This is a genomic window from Janthinobacterium pasteuri (assembly GCF_051380775.1).
Taxonomy (GTDB): domain Bacteria; phylum Pseudomonadota; class Gammaproteobacteria; order Burkholderiales; family Burkholderiaceae_D; genus Janthinobacterium.
The window spans coordinates 162,773-179,041 of sequence record NZ_JBNYXS010000003.1 but is presented as its reverse complement, the minus strand read 5'-3'; the positions used below and the strand labels follow the sequence as shown (position 1 = coordinate 179,041).

General features: G+C 61.9%; 16 protein-coding genes. 11 read left to right on the top strand and 5 right to left on the bottom strand.

The annotated features are described in order from the left end of the window. Positions 1-116 precede the first annotated feature (116 nt). The 4 genes from ACQ4WN_RS05120 to ACQ4WN_RS05105 all read left to right on the top strand — a co-directional run bounded on the left by ACQ4WN_RS05120 (position 117) and on the right by ACQ4WN_RS05105 (position 2,804). Positions 117-410, top strand: a complete 294-nt coding sequence (locus ACQ4WN_RS05120; protein WP_010395442.1) for a DnaJ domain-containing protein — start codon at positions 117-119, stop codon at positions 408-410. 208 nt (positions 411-618) lie between these two features. Further along, positions 619-1,131, top strand: a complete 513-nt coding sequence (locus ACQ4WN_RS05115) for a hypothetical protein (RefSeq protein WP_071079095.1) — start codon at positions 619-621, stop codon at positions 1,129-1,131. Beyond that, entirely contained in the window at positions 1,121-1,912 is a 792-nt protein-coding gene (locus tag ACQ4WN_RS05110; protein WP_436550543.1) for a hypothetical protein, read from the top strand. Before ACQ4WN_RS05115 ends, ACQ4WN_RS05110 begins: the two co-directional genes overlap by 11 nt. A 19-nt stretch (positions 1,913-1,931) precedes the next feature. After that, positions 1,932-2,804, top strand: a complete 873-nt coding sequence (locus tag ACQ4WN_RS05105) for a hypothetical protein (protein WP_436550542.1) — start codon at positions 1,932-1,934, stop codon at positions 2,802-2,804. Positions 2,805-2,835: 31 nt separating this feature from the next. On the opposite strand, the gene ACQ4WN_RS05100 is transcribed toward ACQ4WN_RS05105, so the two are convergent. Beyond that, positions 2,836-3,738, bottom strand: a complete 903-nt coding sequence (locus ACQ4WN_RS05100; RefSeq protein WP_436550541.1) for a LysR substrate-binding domain-containing protein — start codon at positions 3,736-3,738, stop codon at positions 2,836-2,838. A 104-nt stretch (positions 3,739-3,842) separates the two neighbouring features. Between ACQ4WN_RS05100 and ACQ4WN_RS05095 the strand changes: the two genes are divergently transcribed. Further along, entirely contained in the window at positions 3,843-5,126 is a 1,284-nt protein-coding gene (locus ACQ4WN_RS05095; protein WP_436550540.1) for an MFS transporter, read from the top strand. Positions 5,127-5,131: 5 nt separating this feature from the next. On the opposite strand, the gene ACQ4WN_RS05090 is transcribed toward ACQ4WN_RS05095, so the two are convergent. Beyond that, a complete protein-coding gene (locus tag ACQ4WN_RS05090) occupies positions 5,132-5,788 on the bottom strand; it encodes a hypothetical protein (RefSeq protein WP_436550539.1) in 657 nt (218 codons plus the stop codon). A gap of 167 nt (positions 5,789-5,955) precedes the next feature. On the opposite strand from ACQ4WN_RS05090, the gene ACQ4WN_RS05085 reads away from it, so the two are divergent. Beyond that, positions 5,956-6,282: a hypothetical protein gene (locus tag ACQ4WN_RS05085; protein WP_436550538.1), complete on the top strand. Its 327-nt coding sequence runs from the start codon at positions 5,956-5,958 to the stop codon at positions 6,280-6,282. Positions 6,283-6,301: 19 nt separating this feature from the next. Here ACQ4WN_RS05085 and ACQ4WN_RS05080 read toward each other — a convergent pair whose 3' ends face one another. Together ACQ4WN_RS05080 and ACQ4WN_RS05075 are read right to left on the bottom strand one after the other, a co-directional pair. Next, on the bottom strand, positions 6,302-7,183 hold the full coding sequence (locus ACQ4WN_RS05080) for a LytR/AlgR family response regulator transcription factor (RefSeq protein ID WP_436550537.1): 882 nt from the start codon (positions 7,181-7,183) through the stop codon (positions 6,302-6,304). Then, a complete protein-coding gene (locus tag ACQ4WN_RS05075; RefSeq protein ID WP_436550536.1) occupies positions 7,180-8,283 on the bottom strand; it encodes a sensor histidine kinase in 1,104 nt (367 codons plus the stop codon). Before ACQ4WN_RS05075 ends, ACQ4WN_RS05080 begins: the two co-directional genes overlap by 4 nt. A 198-nt stretch (positions 8,284-8,481) precedes the next feature. On the opposite strand from ACQ4WN_RS05075, the gene ugpQ reads away from it, so the two are divergent. Beyond that, positions 8,482-9,222 (top strand): glycerophosphodiester phosphodiesterase, encoded by a 741-nt coding sequence (gene ugpQ, locus ACQ4WN_RS05070; RefSeq protein WP_436550535.1) that lies wholly within the window; start codon positions 8,482-8,484, stop codon positions 9,220-9,222. A 138-nt stretch (positions 9,223-9,360) separates the two neighbouring features. On the opposite strand, the gene ACQ4WN_RS05065 is transcribed toward ugpQ, so the two are convergent. Beyond that, a complete protein-coding gene (locus tag ACQ4WN_RS05065) occupies positions 9,361-11,418 on the bottom strand; it encodes a TonB-dependent receptor domain-containing protein (RefSeq protein WP_436550534.1) in 2,058 nt (685 codons plus the stop codon). A 158-nt stretch (positions 11,419-11,576) separates the two neighbouring features. Here ACQ4WN_RS05065 and ACQ4WN_RS05060 point away from each other — a divergent pair, with 158 nt between their 5' ends. From ACQ4WN_RS05060 to ACQ4WN_RS05045, 4 genes are all read left to right on the top strand, one after another. Next, the gene (locus tag ACQ4WN_RS05060) at positions 11,577-12,035 is read left to right on the top strand and encodes a Fur family transcriptional regulator (RefSeq protein ID WP_436550533.1); all 459 of its coding nucleotides are present in this window, start codon (positions 11,577-11,579) and stop codon (positions 12,033-12,035) included. A 121-nt stretch (positions 12,036-12,156) separates the two neighbouring features. Further along, complete coding sequence (gene alaS / locus ACQ4WN_RS05055) at positions 12,157-14,769, top strand: alanine--tRNA ligase (RefSeq protein ID WP_436550532.1); 2,613 nt, start codon at positions 12,157-12,159, stop codon at positions 14,767-14,769. Between the two features lie 237 nt (positions 14,770-15,006). Next, positions 15,007-15,234, top strand: a complete 228-nt coding sequence (locus ACQ4WN_RS05050) for a sulfurtransferase TusA family protein (RefSeq protein ID WP_010395510.1) — start codon at positions 15,007-15,009, stop codon at positions 15,232-15,234. A gap of 252 nt (positions 15,235-15,486) precedes the next feature. Continuing rightward, complete coding sequence (locus ACQ4WN_RS05045; protein WP_099379460.1) at positions 15,487-16,236, top strand: electron transfer flavoprotein subunit beta/FixA family protein; 750 nt, start codon at positions 15,487-15,489, stop codon at positions 16,234-16,236. The last annotated feature ends 33 nt before the right edge of the window (positions 16,237-16,269 follow it).

The window sequence follows — 16,269 nt, the reverse complement described above, 5'->3', positions numbered from 1 at the left end:
AAGCGCTTTATAAGCACGTATTTGCCCCCATATCCCAGCATGCAAGCGACGCGGGCGCCGTTCTATAGGATAATCTGCCTTTAATTAGCAAACAAATCGTGACCCCGGAGCCATTTATGGAAAATTTATATAACGTCCTCGGTGTCGCACCCAATGCCAGCGACGATGAAATCAAGAAGGTTTACCGTTCGCTGGCCATGCGCTTCCACCCCGACCGCAACCAGGCCCCCGGCGCCGAGGCGCGCTTCAAAAGCGTCACCAAGGCGTATGAAATCCTGGCCGACCCGGCCAAGCGCGCCGAATACGACCAGAGCGTGAACCACCGCATCATCATCGATCCGGAAGCGGAAGCGTATGCCTTGTGGTGCGGCGTGTTCCGCCTTCACGGCACCGTATTACCTGCCGACTGAGAGCGCCTCACATAACCTACTGCGCGTCGTGACTTGCGGCCTGCGATGCTCACCGTACTAAAGTACGGTTGCGCTTCTTAGCCACAATTCACTGCCGCTCGCTACGGTTCTGTGAGACGCGGTATAGCCTGAATGATTTGAAAAAACAACAACAATGGTGCTTTTGCTTTTAAGTAAAAGTGCCGCGCATCACATTGGAAAGCACAGCATGAGAAGAGTACACCCTGAATTCGCGTACCAGTCGCGCGAACTGGAAGGCCAGATCGATGGCATCCTCGGCGACCCGCCGAACCGCAAGAACTACAAAAGCATGGTCGATGCGCTGGTGAGCGAGTACGCCAGCGGCGGCGGCATCGAAGACGTGAACATGCTGGCCTTCGCGCTGGTCGACCACATCACCTTCAGCGACCCGAAGGGCTTGCTGGCCGAAAGCGAAGACTACGAGTTTGGCGACCCGGCCCGCGTGTTTTCCATGGCTGCCTGCGCCGCGCCGGAAGCGGCGAAGATGTACGCCGCCATCGAAGAGAGCTTCCCCGACCTGGCGCGCCAGGCCATCATCACGGCCTTCTTGCACAAGAATCCGCGCCTGTGGGACGACGACGACCAGTCGCTCGACCAGCTGGCCGCCAATGACGACGGCGACGACGAGCACGACGAAGACGAAGCCACCGACGATTTCGCCCAGATGTTTGACCAGGATGGAGATGACCATGGCCGATAACAAGGATGAACAAAAAAGCAACCTGCCCGCGCTGACCAAGCAGGTCACGGAATTGGTGCTGTCCGGTTCGCTGGGGCACGCCGAGCAGGCGTTTGCCGACGCGGCCGACCAGTATGGCGACCTTGCCGTGGTGGAAGTGCTGAGCGCCATCCCGCCGCAAGTGACGGCCCTGCACCTGGCCGGCTTTGACGGCGGCAAGATGTCGCTCGCCACCTTGCTGGTGCCGCCGAAAGCCTGGGCCGACAGCCTGGCCTTCATCGCCGCCACCTGGAGCGATGACCAGATCGAAGATGATCCGGAACGTATCGCCGAGTCGCTGTTCGCGCACATCCACGGCGTGGTGTTTTCTACCGATGATGCCGAACGCCGCCGCGAGCTGCTGCTGGAAGCGTCCGCCACCGACTGGGGCGCCACGGCGTTCGCCATTTTGTTCTCGATGGCGCCGAAGGAAATCCTCGAAGTGGCGGGTGAGATCGTCATCAAGGGACCGTACGTGACGGGCGTGACCTCGTCCGACAACGACATCGTGCCGCTGGCCATCGAGCTGGCGCAAGCGAATGAAGACGGCTGGGACCGCTCGCTGTTCGAACTGTTCCCTGACTTCCGCCACAGCGCCGACCTGGCCGATGCCGAATATTCGGACGACCCGGACGAAGAGCCGACCATGTTGCAGCGCAGTACCAAGGAATTGCTGTACCGCCTGCGCAAGCAAGTGCCGAGCACGCGCAGTGCGCCGCGCTCCAGCACGCGCCGCAGCCTGGGCACCGGTATTTTCTCGTAATGAAAGCAGGGAACGTCTAATGCTGCCAGCAATTGTTGTAGAGAATCTTCCGCGCCTGGTGCGCGCCATCAAGCTGTTGCCGAACGACCCGCGCGAGGACGCGGCGCTGGACCTGGCCGACGAATTGACGGGCATCACGGCCATGGTGGCCGAGAAGTTCACGAATGAACGTACGGCCGACGGCATCCAGAAAGCGCTGTACCTGACGGTGGGCGGCGTGTCGCTGGGCCTGGAGCAGGCCGTCACGCATGAAGGTGACCAAGCCGCCCTCGATTTCCTCGTCGAGCACGGCGCCGAGCACGCATTCCAGGTGGGCTTTCGCCTGATCAAGGAGCTGTCGCAGTTGCCGGAAGACGCCCTGGTCGGTGAATACGACCAGGACCCCGTCTACCTTGCGCGCCGCCTGCGCGAGCTGTTCATCGATATTTGCCAGGCTGACCCGAACCAGAACTGGGCCGGCTATGAAAAGTATGCGGTGCAATTGCAACAGCGCAAGGAAGTGCAAGCCGTGGTGCGCCTGGCCAGCTGGCTGCGCCGCCACCATGACAACGGCCCCGTCAGCGACAGCGACTTGAATGCCGAGGGTGTGATTGCCTTGGCCATCATCTTCGCCATCGAAGGCGGCGGGCGCATCATTGCGCGCACGGGGCAGAAGGAGTTTGAACGCTTTGTGCGTTCCGTGCGCAAGAACAAGCCCGACTTCGAGGAAGGCTGGGCCGCCCTGGTGGCCAAGGTGCCCGTGCAGCATCACCCGGTGTTGCTTGAGCGCATAGAATCGTATCGCCGCAGCTGCACCGTTGTGCATAAAATCCTCACGCGGGCCAGCATGAAGAGCCTGTTCGAGGACCTGGAAAATTATGCGGGTTCCGAACTGGACGCGGATTATTCCTGATATATGTCAACGTGGGCCGGCACTTGCCGGCCTATTCTTTTTCTTCCCGCGCCGCTTCCTCGGCCAGTTTCACGAACGCCGCCACCAGCGGCGACGTTTCTTCTTCCCTTTGTGCCAATAACAGGCTGGTGCTCGCCTGCGGGTCGGCGATGGGGCGGTAGCACACGCCATCCATGCGGATGCGGTCGAACGAGGCGGGCAGCACGGAAATGCCGCAGCCGGCCGCCACCAGGCCGATGATGGTCGATGCTTCGCCCGCCTCCTGCGCCACCTGGGGCACGAAGCCGGCCGCCTTGCACAGGCGGAAAATCTGCGGATAAATCCCCGTGCCCGCATCCTTGGGGTACATGACAAAGCCTTCGCCCGCCATGTCGGCAATGGCGATGGCATCCTTGGCCGCCAGCGCATGGGCGACAGGCAGCACGAGGAACAGCGGGTCTTGCCGCAGTGGCGTCAGCTTGATATCGGATGGGTAGGTCGTTTCCGGCGGACGCACGAAACCCAGGTCCATCGTCCTGCCCGAGATCGCTTCAAGCTGATGCAAGGTCGCCATTTCGTGCAAGGTCAGGGTGACATGCGGGAATTGCTGGCGGTAGCGGTTGATGACGGTGGCGAAATACGGCGTAAATGGCGTGGAAAACGTAAAGCCGATGCGCAATTCGCCCGCTTCGCCCCGCTGCGCCCGCCGCGCCGTGACGGCCGCCTGTTCCGACAGGGCCAGGATGCGCCGCGCATCGTCGAGGAAGAGCGCGCCCGCCTGCGTCAGGCGCACGGAGCGCTTGTTGCGCTCGAACAACTGCGCACCCAGTTCCCCTTCCAGCGCCTGTATCTGCTGGCTCAGCGGTGGCTGGCCGATGTGCAGCCGTTCGGCCGCGCGCGTGAAGTGCAGCTCTTCGGCGACGGCGACGAAGTAACGCAGGTGGCGCAATTCCATATTCAGTAATATATATAAAGTATGAGTTGGGCCTTAAATATATATTGGACGATATGAGTTGGCAATCCTAACATGGAGACTCGCTTCCTTTCCGAAACACGGCCATGTCTGATTCATCGCTCGCTTTTGCCTCCGCCGCCACCCCGGCGCTTGCCCCAGTTGCTCCTGCCGCTCCCGCTCCCCGTTCGGCCATCGCCAAAGGGACGGCTGAATTCAAACGCAGCAACCGCGCGCTGTTCTTCGGCGGCTTTTCCACCTTCAGCTTGCTGTACTGTATCCAGCCCCTGTTTCCCCTTCTGTCGCAGCAGTTTCATTTGACGCCCGCGCAAAGCAGCTGGTCCTTGTCTGTGTCGAGCGGCTTGCTGGCCATCTCGCTGGTACTGCTCAGTGCCGTCTCGGACCGCATCGGCCGCAAGCCGCTGATGGTGGCGTCGATGTTTTCCGCCGCGATTTTGTCCATTTTGTCCGCGTTTGCCCAGGATTATGCGCAACTGCTGGCCATCCGCGCCGCACTGGGCGTGGCCCTGGGCGGCATGCCGGCCGTCGCCATGGCTTACCTGGGCGAGGAAATCGAGGGGCCGTCGCTGGGCCTTTCGATGGGCTTGTACATCGCCGGCAGCGCGTTTGGCGGCATGTCGGGACGCTTGATCGCCTCCATGCTCAGCGATTTCCTCTCGTGGCGCTGGGCCCTGGGCGTGCTGGGTGTGGCAGGCGTGGTGGCGGCAGCCGAATTCTGGCGCAGCCTGCCCGCATCGAAAAACTTCGTGCCCAGTACCCGGGGTTGGAACGCCTTGCCGCATGCCATCAAACAGCATTTTTCCGACCAGGGTTTGCCGTGGCTGTTCTGCCTGGCTTTCGTGCTGATGGGCTGTTTTGTCAGCCTGTATAACTACATCGGCTACCGCCTGCTGGCCGCGCCATTCGGCTTGCGCCAGAGTACGGTTGGCTTGCTGGCCTTTTTGTACCTGATCGGCATCTTCAGCTCCGTCTGGGCGGGCCGCCTGGTGGACCGCCTGGGGCGCCGGGGCGTGCTGTGGATCATGCTGTCGCTGATGCTGTCCGGCATTTTACTGACCCTGTTCAATTCCCTGCCGCTGATCGTCATCGGCATGGCGCTGGCCACCTTCGGCTTTTTCGCCTCGCATTCGATCGCCAGCAGTTGGGTCAGCCGCCGGGCACGCGCGCCGCAGGCCCTGGCCTCGGCCTTCTACCTGCTGTTCTATTACCTGGGTTCAAGCCTGATCGGTTCCGCCTCGGGCATGATGTGGGGCTTCGACGGCTGGACCGGCGTCATCATCATGCTGGGCCTTTGCCTGGGTGGCGGCGTGCTGATCGCCCTGCGCCTGCGTCATCTGCAGCCGCTGGGCGCGCGTGAAGCGGTGGGCTGAGGCGGCTACTTTGGGCAGTTGCCGATCATCGTTTCCCCATTCTTGCCCGCGCGCGTGGTCACGCACAAGCTACCCAGCGCGCTGGTGATCTTGTAGGTACGGCTGCCCCTGGCCGCATTCGCGCCCACTTCCTCGATTTTTGACGCCTCATACCATTTCGGCGGCACGGCCGCGTAGGCTTCGGCAAAGCCTTGCTGCATGCGCTTGAAGCCTGTGTCGTCGAATTTCTCCCCGCCCCGCTGTGGGAATTCCTCGCGCAAATCCCTGTCGATCTTGCCCACGTCGCGCTTGGCTTGCGCCAGGATCTCGGCGGCGCTGGGTGGCGTGACGAGCGTGATCGCTTCTGGCGTTGCTGGCGCTGGCGCAGGTTCGACGGTGGGAGGGGACAAGGGACGGCTGATGGGCGCCAGGATGGGCAAGCTCGGCAGACGTGGCAGGCGCGCGGCGGCTGCTTGTGCTCTGGGCAACGCCACTGGCTTGGGCGGCGCGGGGAGCGTGTGGCGCAGCCAGGTGATGGCAGGACCCTGCGGCAGGTTCTCGTCAGTGGCAGGGCGGGGCCGTGACTGCACGATGACATATGCCAGCCCCGCGTGCAGCAGGACGATCAGCAGCAGGCCGGGAGCGCGGCGGAGCAGGATGGGCGACGAGGTCATGGATGGCATGGTAGTTCAGGTAGGCCAATGTATCTGAGGTAGTTGATCATTATCTAAAATGTCACACCTGCTTACAAAAAAGTGCCACACGGAAATTTCGACGCCATGGCCGTGAGCGGGGAACTCTGTGCCAGCTTGGCGATCCAATCCGGATACCACGCGAACAGGAGATCATCATGATGCAGGCAAAGGAAGTGGCACGGCGCTTTGGCGCCATCGAACACGCGATCGGCCAGGCGGCCCAGCTGTGCGGCAAGCTGCTGGGCATGCCCATGGACTTGAAAGATTGCATCAAGCAGCTGGACCAGCAAAAGAGCGCCGTGCGGCAAGCCATCGACACGCAAGACGATGCGCGCATCCGGCAAGCCGTCGACCAGATGGAGTCCTTGGGTGACCGCGCCAAGCGGGCGTGCGGCACCGCGTCCAGCGTGACGCCGGAAATGAAGAGCGCCGTGCTCAAGGTGCACGATGAATTGTCGGACTTGAAGCACCAGCTACACTAGGCCTTGGTTCATGAACGCCTTACATCTGGCGGAACAGATGGGCATACAAAGGACTGACGCGCAGCTGCGCAGGATGCTGGCGCAAGGTCAGTGACAGCTTGCCCGCGTCGTCGCGCACGGCCGTGGCGATGGCGCTGGCGTTGACGATGGTGCCCCGGTGGATTTGCCAGAACTGTTGCGGGTCCAGCTGGGGCAAAAGTTCCTTCAGGCTCGTGCGTATCAGTGCTTCGCTGTCCTGGCAGACAACGTTGATGTATTTGTCCAGCGCTTCGAAATACACGACGTCGGCCAGGGCGATCATGCGCACGCTGTTGCCGACGGCGGCCCGTATCATTTGCAGGCGTGGGGCGGGCGGCAGCATGGCTTGCAGCTGGCTCAGCAGGCGGGCCAGGTTGTCGTCGCTGGCGGCCGCTGTTTCCGTCGCCGCCACCGGTGCCAGCGTGGCCGCCGTCGCTGGCGTTGTCGTTGCCGTACCGCTTGTACCATTGCCGCCCGCGCTGTCGCGCAAGCGCTGCTGCAGGCGTTCCACTGTCTTGCCCAGGCGTGCATCGTTGACGGGTTTCAAAACGTAGTCGGCGGCCGCATGTTCGAAGGCGGCCAGCGCGTATTCGTCATAGGCCGTGACAAACACGATGTGGGGGAAAGGCACACCGTCGGGCCATTGTTCTGCCAGCTCCTCGGCCGCTTCCAGGCCCGTCTTACCTGGCATCTTGATGTCGAGAAATAGTATGTCGGGCTGCAGCGCCAGGCCTTGCTGCAAGGCTTCCACGCCGTTGGGGCAGGTGGCGACGATGTCGAGCTCCGGCCACAGCCGCTGCAAGGCGTGTGCGAGGGCTGCGGCGAGGATGGGTTCATCTTCGGCGATCAGGGCGCGTGGCGCGCGCAGGGTGTGTTGGCTCATGCGAGGGGGCTCGTGATGGTGGGTGGAAGGGGAAGTGTCAGGCGGGCAGTCGCGCCTGCCGGATGGTTGGCGGTCAGCGACAGGCTGGCGGCATCGGCATGCATGCCGTGCAGGCGTTCGCGGATATTCGCCACGCCCAGGTGCGTGCCTTTGCTCTGGCCCGGATGCTCGAGGCCCAGGCCATCGTCGCTGACGGTGAGGATGAGGACGCCAGCGTCCGTGGACGCCTGCACGTGGATATGGCCGCCTTTGATCTTCGGCTCCAGGCCGTGCTGGATGGCGTTTTCCACCAGCGGCTGCAGCAGCATGGGCGGCACCTTGATCTGGCGCAAGGCCTCGGGCAAGTCCAGCGTAAAGCTCAGGCGCGCGCCCATGCGGATGGACATCAGGCCCAGGTAGGCTTGCATCAGGGAAAATTCCTGGCCCAGGGTGGTCGTGTCGGCGCGCGAAGAACTCAGGGTGGCGCGCAGATACTGGATCAATTGATCGAGCAGCAACTGGGCACGGTCGGGGTCAAAGCTGATCAGGCCCTGCAAGTTGGCCAGGGTATTGAACAGCATGTGCGGTTCGATTTGCGCCTGCAGCAGTTGCAGTTGCGCTTGCATGGCCTGGCGCGCTACGGATTCGGCGCGTGCCTTTTCCTGGGCTGCTTCCATTTGCAGGCGGGCAATTTTTTCGCGGCTGCTAAAAAACAGGATGGCCGCCCCCGCCGCCGCCAAGGTGAAGACCGTCATGCCGACATTGCGTGGCGACATGGAGACGGGCGCGGGAACGTCGATATTGGCCAGCCAGCCGAACAGCATGGTGCCGCCTACTTGCGCCACGGCGGCGCTGACGATGATGAGGGCAGTGAAGGGGAGCACTGGGGCACGCCGCTGTTCGCCCCACCACGCCAGGCGGATGCCGTCGATGAGCAGGAAGGCGATGCTGCCGATGCACATGGACGCAAGCAGGTTGAGCCAGAAGCTTTGTCCGCCGCTCAGCACGTAGGTGATGAACAGGGCGCACAGGACATTGAGCAATAGCGCATAGCGCGCATCGCCCAACAGGCGTCGGTAGGGGAAGCCCTTCTTGCGGGGGGCGGTGTTTGTCGTGTGCATGCGGGACCGCTTTCGGGTGGGCGTTCTGATTGGCAATGCGGCAATTATGGGCGGCTCTGCATGCGGGCGCAACGCCGCTGCGACGAAACATGGCAGGCGTGGCGCCAATCGCCTGATCGCGTCCTTTACATGGTGGCGCTGGCACGCGATGATGGCAAGATGTCTTGACCGACAACCTCCTCATGATAAAGGAACACCATGTGGCCTTACCCACGCACACTGGCGCACCGCGGCGGCGGCACCCTGGCGCCTGAAAATACCCTGGCTGCCCTGCGCTGCGGCCTGGCCTACGGCTACCGCGCCGTGGAATTCGACGTCATGCTGGCGGCCGACGGCGTGCCCGTCGTCGTGCACGACCCCGAGCTGGGGCGCACTGTCGCTGGCAGCGGCCATATCAATGATTACACGGCCGCGCAGTTGGGGGCCATGGAGGCGGGCGTCTGGTTCGGCCCTGAATTCGCCGGCGAAGGCGTGCCCACGTTTGACGCCGTGGTGGCGTATTGCAAGGCGCAGCGCATCTGGATGAATATCGAAATCAAGCCGGCGCCCGGCTTTGACGTGGCCACGGGCGCGGCGGTGGCGCGGGCCACGCGGGGCCACTTTGCACAGGAAATTGCTGCAGGAGAATTATTGCCTCTGCTCTCGTCGTTCAGCATCGAAGCCCTGCAGGCGGCGCGCCAGGCGGCGCCGGAACTGGCGCGCGGCTGGCTGGTCGAAGCCATACCATCCGATTGGGCGCAGAAGGCGAAGGAACTGGGCGTGGTGGCGATCCATTGTGACCACCAGCAGCTGACGCCGGAGCTGGCGCGAGAGGTAAAGGAGGCGGGATACGGTCTGTTCTGCTACACCGTCAACACCCCGGAACGGGCCAGCGCGTTGCTGGCCTGGGGCGTGGACGGCTTTTGCACGGACCGGATCGATCTAATTAAGGCAAGCTGATAAGCTTTAAGCTCAATGGCGCCTGACAGAAGCGTAGCGAGCGGAAGTGAGATATGGCCGAGAAGCCCAGCTGTGCTATAGCACAGTGAGCATCGCAGGCCGTATATCACGACGCGCAGTAGCTTATGTCAGGTGCTACTAGAACGTCACGCGCATGCCTACAGTCAAGTTGCGTCCCGTCAAAGGCGCCGCGTTCTTGATGAATGAAGTATGGCTGTACGCCAGTTCGTTCGTCAGGTTGTTCGCCTTGACGTAGAACTGGGTCGGCGTCGTGCCGATGCGCGTGTCGTAGTTGGCGGAGAGGTTCAGCATGTTGTAGCCGGGGGTTGCCGTTTCAAACGCGGCGACCTTGTCCTGTTTGCCCACGCGGTAGAACTCGGCCACGCCGCTCCACGCCTGCCAGTTGGCGTCAAACTTCACGCCGACGCGCTGGGCGGGGATGCGGGGCAAGTTGCCGCCGCCGTCGGCCAGCTTGGCCCGCACATAGTCGCCGAACACGCTGGCGCCGAACATGGAGTTCAATTGCTGGCGGATTTGCCCTTCCACGCCCGTAAACGTGGCGTCGCGCTGGGCGTACTGGATCAGCTGGAAGCCTTCGTGGCTGTCCAGCGTGCTGCCAAAGATGTAATTGTCCACCTTGTTGCGGTAGGCGCTGGCCGAGAACGTCGTGGCGCCCGCATATTTGCGCAAGGTCAAGTCGATATTGTTCGACGTTTCCTTGCCCAGGTTTTGATTGCCCAGTTCATACGTGGCCGTGGCCATGTGCACGCCGTGCGCATACAGTTCCTCGGCGCTGGGCAAACGGTGCGTACGCGAGATGGTCGAACCCAGCGAATACTGGGGCGCGAATTTCCACACGGCGCCCAGCGAGATGGAAGTGCCCTTGGCGCTGCGGTCTTGCAAGGTGGCGCTGTCGACCGTGATGTCTTGCCATTCGTGGCGCAAGCCCGCCTCGAAGCGCCATTGACCGATCTTGTATTCCTCGACCAGGAAAGCCGCGTGTTTCTTCGTTACCGTCGGTGCCACGTAGGCTTCCTCGCCCAGGGCGGAGAAATCGCGCTTCGACGTTTGCAGGCCCACCACGCCGCGCCAGCCGTAGACGGGATGGTGTTCCATTTCCAGGCGCGCGTCATGGCCCTTGTTCTTGAACGTGGTGGCGATTTCCGAACCTTCGATTTCATCGTGCTTGTAGTCGGTGAACGCAGCGCGCAGGCGCAGCTTGGCGAAGCCGGGTACGGGATCGCGCAATTCGCCGCGCACGTCCCAGCGTTCGCTTTTGAGTTTCACGTACGGCACGCTTTCGTGTGCATGCTCGTGATCATGTTCCTCTTCATCCCCATGGTCGTGGCCTTCGTGGCCACCGCAATGCAGCTGCGCGCCGTGCGGGTGGCAGCTTTCGAATTCGTGGTTATGGCCCGGCAAGCCGTATTGCGCATGCTGACTGGTGAAGGCCAGGCCCAGGAAACCGCGAGATCCCACCCACGACACGCCCACGCTGCCCGTGTCCGTCTTGTTGTAGCTGCCGGCCACGTTGGAGCCGCCTTCCCAGCCGCTGCCGACCTTGTATTCTTTCGCGTCGCGCTTGACGCCTTCCGCGTGGAAGGCGATGTTGCCGGAGCCGCCAGTGACTTCAAAGGCGCCCGCCTTTTCGCGCGCAGCCGAGTTGGCGCGCACTTCCGCGCTGCCTTCAAAGCCTTTTGCCGGCACGCGCGTGGGGATTTTCTTGTCGATCACATTCACCACGCCACCGACGGCGCCGCCGCCGTAGGCCAGCGCGGACGGGCCGCGCAAGACTTCAATCTGTTCCGACAGCATCGGTTCGGCCGCCACGGCATGGTCGGGGCTGATGGTCGACGCATCCTGCACTTCGGCGCCGTCGGACAGCACTTTGACGCGCGGGCCATCCATGCCGCGGATGATGGGACGGCTGGCGCCGGCGCCGAAATGGCTGGACGTGATGCCGGGCTGGCCGGCCAGGGTTTCACCGAGGGTCGCCTCGCGGGCGCGCACCAGTTCCTCGCCTTCCAGTACGCTAACTGGCGTGCTCATGTCGTCGCTGCCCAGGGCCAGTGCGCTGGCCGAAACGGTGACGGCAGGCAAGGTGGCTGCCTGCTGCGCCAGGGCGCTGGCAGGGGCGGCAAAGGCCAGCATGATGGCCAGCGCGAGGGGAGTTGGTTGTTGAGGACGGACGGACATGGGCAAGCGTTCCTTATCGGCTATCGGTGTTGGCGGGGTTTGGGCAGGCTGTTGCCGGATGGGGGACTGCCCAAAGATGATAATGATAACCCATTATCATTACTGTGTGACAGTTTTTCCGGGCGGTGGAAGAAGGCGGATGGTGTATTCTGTCGGCTATGGAACGCACAACACGTCAAAAAACCGCTATTCAAGCCGCCATCGAGTCGGCCCAGCGCCCCTTGTCGGCGCAGGAAATCCTCGAACAGGCCAGCTTGCAGGTGACGCAACTGGGCATCGCCACCGTTTACCGCAATCTGAAATCGCTGGTGCTGGAAGAAAAGGTGCACGTGGTGACCTTGCCGGGCGAAAACCCACGCTATGAATCGAACACGGCCGCCAATCACCACCACCACCATTTCCAGTGCACCACGTGCCAGCGCGTGTTCGACGTGCATGATTGCCCGGGTGACTTGAAGCGCATGGCGCCGCAAGGTTTTGTCGTCGAGCGCCACGAGCTGACCCTGTATGGCCGCTGCGCCGACTGCAATGCCGCCGCCGGCGCCACGGCCACAGCCGGGGGCGTCGCAGTTGCCACCACTGTGCACGCCTGCGCCAGCGGCCACGACCCGGCCTGAGCAGGCAGGGCTGCATTGCTGGGCAGGCTTGCAACAATGCTGGCCGCCCGGCGTCAATTACCATACCCATATCACGTATAATCTTCCCTTTAAAGCTGCCGCCACTCTTTGCCAAAAAAACATGAAATCATCTGAAATCCGCGACAAGTTCCTCAAATTTTTCGAGTCCAAGGGCCATTCCATCGTCCGTTCCAGCTCCCTGGTGCCAGGCAACGATCCGACCTTGCTGTTGACGAACAGCGGCATGGTGCAATTCAAGGACGTGTTTACGGGTACGGACAGCCGTCCGTACACGCGTGCCACCTCGGTGCAGCGCTGCGTGCGCGCCGGCGGCAAGCACAACGACCTGGAAAACGTCGGCTACACGGCGCGCCACCATACTTTCTTTGAAATGCTGGGCAACTTCAGCTTCGGCGACTACTTCAAGCGCGATGCGATTCAATACGCGTGGGAACTGCTGACCAAGGTGTATGGTTTGCCGGCCGACAAGCTGACGGTCACCGTGTACATCGAAGATGACGAAGCGTATGACATCTGGGCAAAAGAAATCGGCGTGCCCGTCGAACGCATCATCCGCATCGGCGACAACAAGGGTGCGCGCTATGCGTCGGACAATTTCTGGCAGATGGCGGACACGGGCCCATGCGGTCCATGCACGGAAATCTTCTACGACCACGGCGCCGACATTCCTGGCGGCCCGCCGGGCTCGCCGGACGAAGATGGCGACCGCTTCATTGAAATCTGGAACCTGGTGTTCATGCAGTTCAACCGCGACGAAGCGGGCGTCATGCACAAGCTGCCGAAGCCGTGCGTCGACACGGGCATGGGCATGGAGCGTCTGGCCGCCGTGCTGCAGCACGTGCATTCGAACTATGAAATCGACCTGTTCCAGCATTTGATCCGCGCTGCCGCGCGCGAAACGGGTGCCACCGACCTGGAAAACAAGTCGCTGCGCGTGATCGCCGACCATATCCGCTCCGCCGCCTTCATGATCGTCGATGGCGTCATTCCTGGCAGCGAAGGGCGCGCGTATGTGTTGCGCCGCATCATCCGTCGCGCCTTGCGTCATGGCCACAAGCTGGGCCAGACCAAGCCATTCTTCTACAAGCTGGTGGCCGATCTGGCCATCGAGATGGGCGGCGCCTATCCGGAGCTGGAAGAAGCGAAAGAAAACGTCGCCAACATGCTCAAGGCCGAGGAAGAGCGTTTCGGCGAAACCCTGGAAACGGGTATGAAAGTGCTGGAAGCGCAGCTGGCCAAGGATGCCACGGGCATCGACGGTGCCACCGCCTTCACCCTGTACGAAACCTACGGCTTCCCGCCAGACCTGACGGCCGACATCTGCCGCGAACGCGCTATCACGTTCGACCAGGTGGGCTATGACGCAGCCTTGAAGGAAAGCCAGGAACTGTCGCGCAAGGGCGGCAAGACGCACAAGGATAGCAAGGTCGAGTACACGGGCGAGAAAAACAAATTCGTCGGCTACGATCAATTGACGTTCAGCAGCAAGGTCGTGGCGCTGTACGCGGCCGGCACGCCCGTGCAGGAACTGAAAGCCGGTGAAGCGGGCATCGTCGTGCTCGATACCACGCCGTTCTATGCGGAATCGGGCGGCCAGGTGGGCGACCAGGGCGTGATCGCATCGGGCGCGGCCACCTTTGCCGTCAGCGACACCCTGAAAATCCAGGCCGACGTGTTTGGCCACCACGGTGTGCTGGAATCGGGTGTGCTGAAGGTGGGCGACGCCGTCTCGGCCGAGGTCGACACGGCCAAGCGCGCGCGCACCATCCGCAACCACTCGGCCACGCACTTGATGCACAAGGCCTTGCGCGAAGTGCTGGGCAGCCACGTGGCGCAAAAAGGTTCGCTGGTCGATCCCGACAAAACCCGTTTCGACTTCAGCCACCATGCACCGATGACGGCGGAGCAAATCGCCGCAGTGGAAACCATCGTCAATAAAGAGATCCTGGAAAACCGCGCCACGCAAGCCCACCTGATGTCGTTTGACGATGCCGTCAAGCATGGCGCGATGGCCCTGTTCGGCGAGAAATACGGCGACGAAGTGCGCGTGCTCGACATCGGCAGCTCGAAAGAGCTGTGCGGCGGCGTCCACGTGCAGCGCACGGGCGACATCGGCCTGTTCAAGATCATCGGCGAAAGCGGTGTTGCCGCCGGCATCCGCCGCGTCGAGGCCGTGACGGGCGAGGGCGCGCTGGCGCTGGTGCAAACCATCAATCGCCGCCTGGTCGAAGCGGCCAACGCCCTGAAGGCGCAGCCGGAAGAACTGACTGCCCGCATCGTCCAGGTGCAGGACCATGTGAAGGCGCTGGAGAAGGAATTGGCCGCGCTGAAATCGAAACTGGCGTCGGGCCAGGGCGATGAGCTGGTCACGCAAGCCGTTGATGTCAATGGCATCAAGGTGCTGGCCGCCGTGCTGGAAGGCGCCGACGTGGCCCGTTTGCGCGAAACCATGGATAAGCTGAAGGACAAGCTGAAGACGGCCGCTATCGTGCTGGCCAGCGTGACCGACGGCAAGGTCAGCCTGATCGCCGGCGTCACGGCGGATGCGACTTCCAAGGTCAAAGCGGGCGAGCTGGTGAACTTCGTTGCACAGCAAGTGGGCGGAAAAGGCGGCGGACGCCCCGATATGGCGCAGGCCGGCGGCACCGATGCCAGTGGTCTGGCGAATGCCCTGGCTGGCGTACCGGCCTGGGTCGGCGAACGCGCAAAATAAGGCGTAAGCTAGAGGAAATGCGGGGTTTTCGCCCCACAGCCCCTTGAAAACGGCCCGCAGACACTGTTTGCGGGCCGTTATGCCGTGTGGAATCTCGTTGCGACCCCACAACAGCCGATGAACTATTTTGGTGCAGCGCGTCAATGCCCCTGATTTAGAGTAGTATGTCGAAAATCAGTGCAACAAAACAATGGTGGGATATTGATGATGAGCGACACACTACTTGATACCGAGATTATGGAATTTCACAAAGAACTCGACGCACGGGGCTTGAATTGCCCCTTGCCGATTCTGAAGGCGAAAAAGGCTTTGTCAGAGCTGCAGAGCGGGGAAGTGCTGCGCATCATGGCAACCGATCCCGGTTCCGTGCGCGACTTCCAGGCTTTCGCCAAGCAAACGGGCAATGCCCTGCTGTCGCATGTGCAGACGGGTACTGAATTCGTCTTCCTGATGCAACGCAAATAATTCTGCCAGCCGGGGCCGCCGTGGCGCGGCCTGCTTGATCACCTGCCGTGCCATTTCCACGTCGTTTTGCTGCCCTGCAGCGTAGCGGCAGACTCCCCTGAAATCCCGCAAGCTGGACAATTTAGATGGATTGCTCTAACAAAAAATCGCACGATCGTGCTTAAATTCGGTTCAGGATTCAAATTTCTCTTATAATCGAACGCACAATCAGCACTTGATCCGTCATTTTTATAATTTCCCAAAGGCATAGCTATGAAAGTCTTGGTACCCGTCAAACGCGTGGTCGACTATAACGTCAAAGTCCGCGTCAAGAGTGACGGCACTGGCGTCGATACCGCCAACGTCAAAATGTCGATGAACCCTTTCGATGAGATCGCGCTGGAAGAAGCGATGCGCCTGAAAGAAGCCGGCAAGGTCACTGAAGTGGTCGCCATCTCCTGCGGCGTGACGCAGTGCCAGGAAACCTTGCGCACCGCCATGGCCATCGGCGCCGACCGCGGCATCCTGGTGGAAACGACGACTGAACTGGAACCGCTGGCCGTGGCCAAGCTGGTGAAAGCCCTGGCCGAGAAAGAACAGCCGCAACTGATCATCCTGGGCAAGCAAGCCATCGATGACGACAGCAACCAGACCGGCCAGATGCTGGCAGCCCTGCTGGGGTGGCCGCAAGCCACGTTCGCCTCGAAAGTCGTGCTGGAAGACGGCAAAGTCACCGTCACGCGCGAAGTCGACGGCGGCCTGGAAACCCTGGCATTGACCTTGCCAGCGATCATCACCACCGACCTGCGTTTGAACGAGCCACGCTATGTGACCTTGCCAAACATCATGAAGGCAAAGAAAAAGCCGCTCGAGACCGTCAAGCCGGAAGACCTGGGCGTCGACGTTGCGCCACGCCTGAAGACCTTGAAAGTCGTCGAGCCAGCCAAGCGCTCGGCCGGCATCAAGGTGCCGGACGTGGCCACGCTGGTCGCCAAGCTGCGTACCGAAGCCAAGGTTATTTAAACATACCCCAAGACAAAAACTGGGGTCAGACCT

Coding starts and splice junctions, on each gene's coding strand:
- ACQ4WN_RS05120 (WP_010395442.1), top strand. CDS start 117: ATGGAAAATTTATATAACGTCCTCGGTGTCGCACCCAATGCCAGCGAC.
- ACQ4WN_RS05115 (WP_071079095.1), top strand. CDS start 619: ATGAGAAGAGTACACCCTGAATTCGCGTACCAGTCGCGCGAACTGGAA.
- ACQ4WN_RS05110 (WP_436550543.1), top strand. CDS start 1,121: ATGGCCGATAACAAGGATGAACAAAAAAGCAACCTGCCCGCGCTGACC.
- ACQ4WN_RS05105 (WP_436550542.1), top strand. CDS start 1,932: ATGCTGCCAGCAATTGTTGTAGAGAATCTTCCGCGCCTGGTGCGCGCC.
- ACQ4WN_RS05100 (WP_436550541.1), bottom strand. CDS start 3,738: ATGGAATTGCGCCACCTGCGTTACTTCGTCGCCGTCGCCGAAGAGCTG.
- ACQ4WN_RS05095 (WP_436550540.1), top strand. CDS start 3,843: ATGTCTGATTCATCGCTCGCTTTTGCCTCCGCCGCCACCCCGGCGCTT.
- ACQ4WN_RS05090 (WP_436550539.1), bottom strand. CDS start 5,788: ATGCCATCCATGACCTCGTCGCCCATCCTGCTCCGCCGCGCTCCCGGC.
- ACQ4WN_RS05085 (WP_436550538.1), top strand. CDS start 5,956: ATGATGCAGGCAAAGGAAGTGGCACGGCGCTTTGGCGCCATCGAACAC.
- ACQ4WN_RS05080 (WP_436550537.1), bottom strand. CDS start 7,183: ATGAGCCAACACACCCTGCGCGCGCCACGCGCCCTGATCGCCGAAGAT.
- ACQ4WN_RS05075 (WP_436550536.1), bottom strand. CDS start 8,283: ATGCACACGACAAACACCGCCCCCCGCAAGAAGGGCTTCCCCTACCGA.
- ugpQ (WP_436550535.1), top strand. CDS start 8,482: ATGTGGCCTTACCCACGCACACTGGCGCACCGCGGCGGCGGCACCCTG.
- ACQ4WN_RS05065 (WP_436550534.1), bottom strand. CDS start 11,418: ATGTCCGTCCGTCCTCAACAACCAACTCCCCTCGCGCTGGCCATCATG.
- ACQ4WN_RS05060 (WP_436550533.1), top strand. CDS start 11,577: ATGGAACGCACAACACGTCAAAAAACCGCTATTCAAGCCGCCATCGAG.
- alaS (WP_436550532.1), top strand. CDS start 12,157: ATGAAATCATCTGAAATCCGCGACAAGTTCCTCAAATTTTTCGAGTCC.
- ACQ4WN_RS05050 (WP_010395510.1), top strand. CDS start 15,007: ATGGAATTTCACAAAGAACTCGACGCACGGGGCTTGAATTGCCCCTTG.
- ACQ4WN_RS05045 (WP_099379460.1), top strand. CDS start 15,487: ATGAAAGTCTTGGTACCCGTCAAACGCGTGGTCGACTATAACGTCAAA.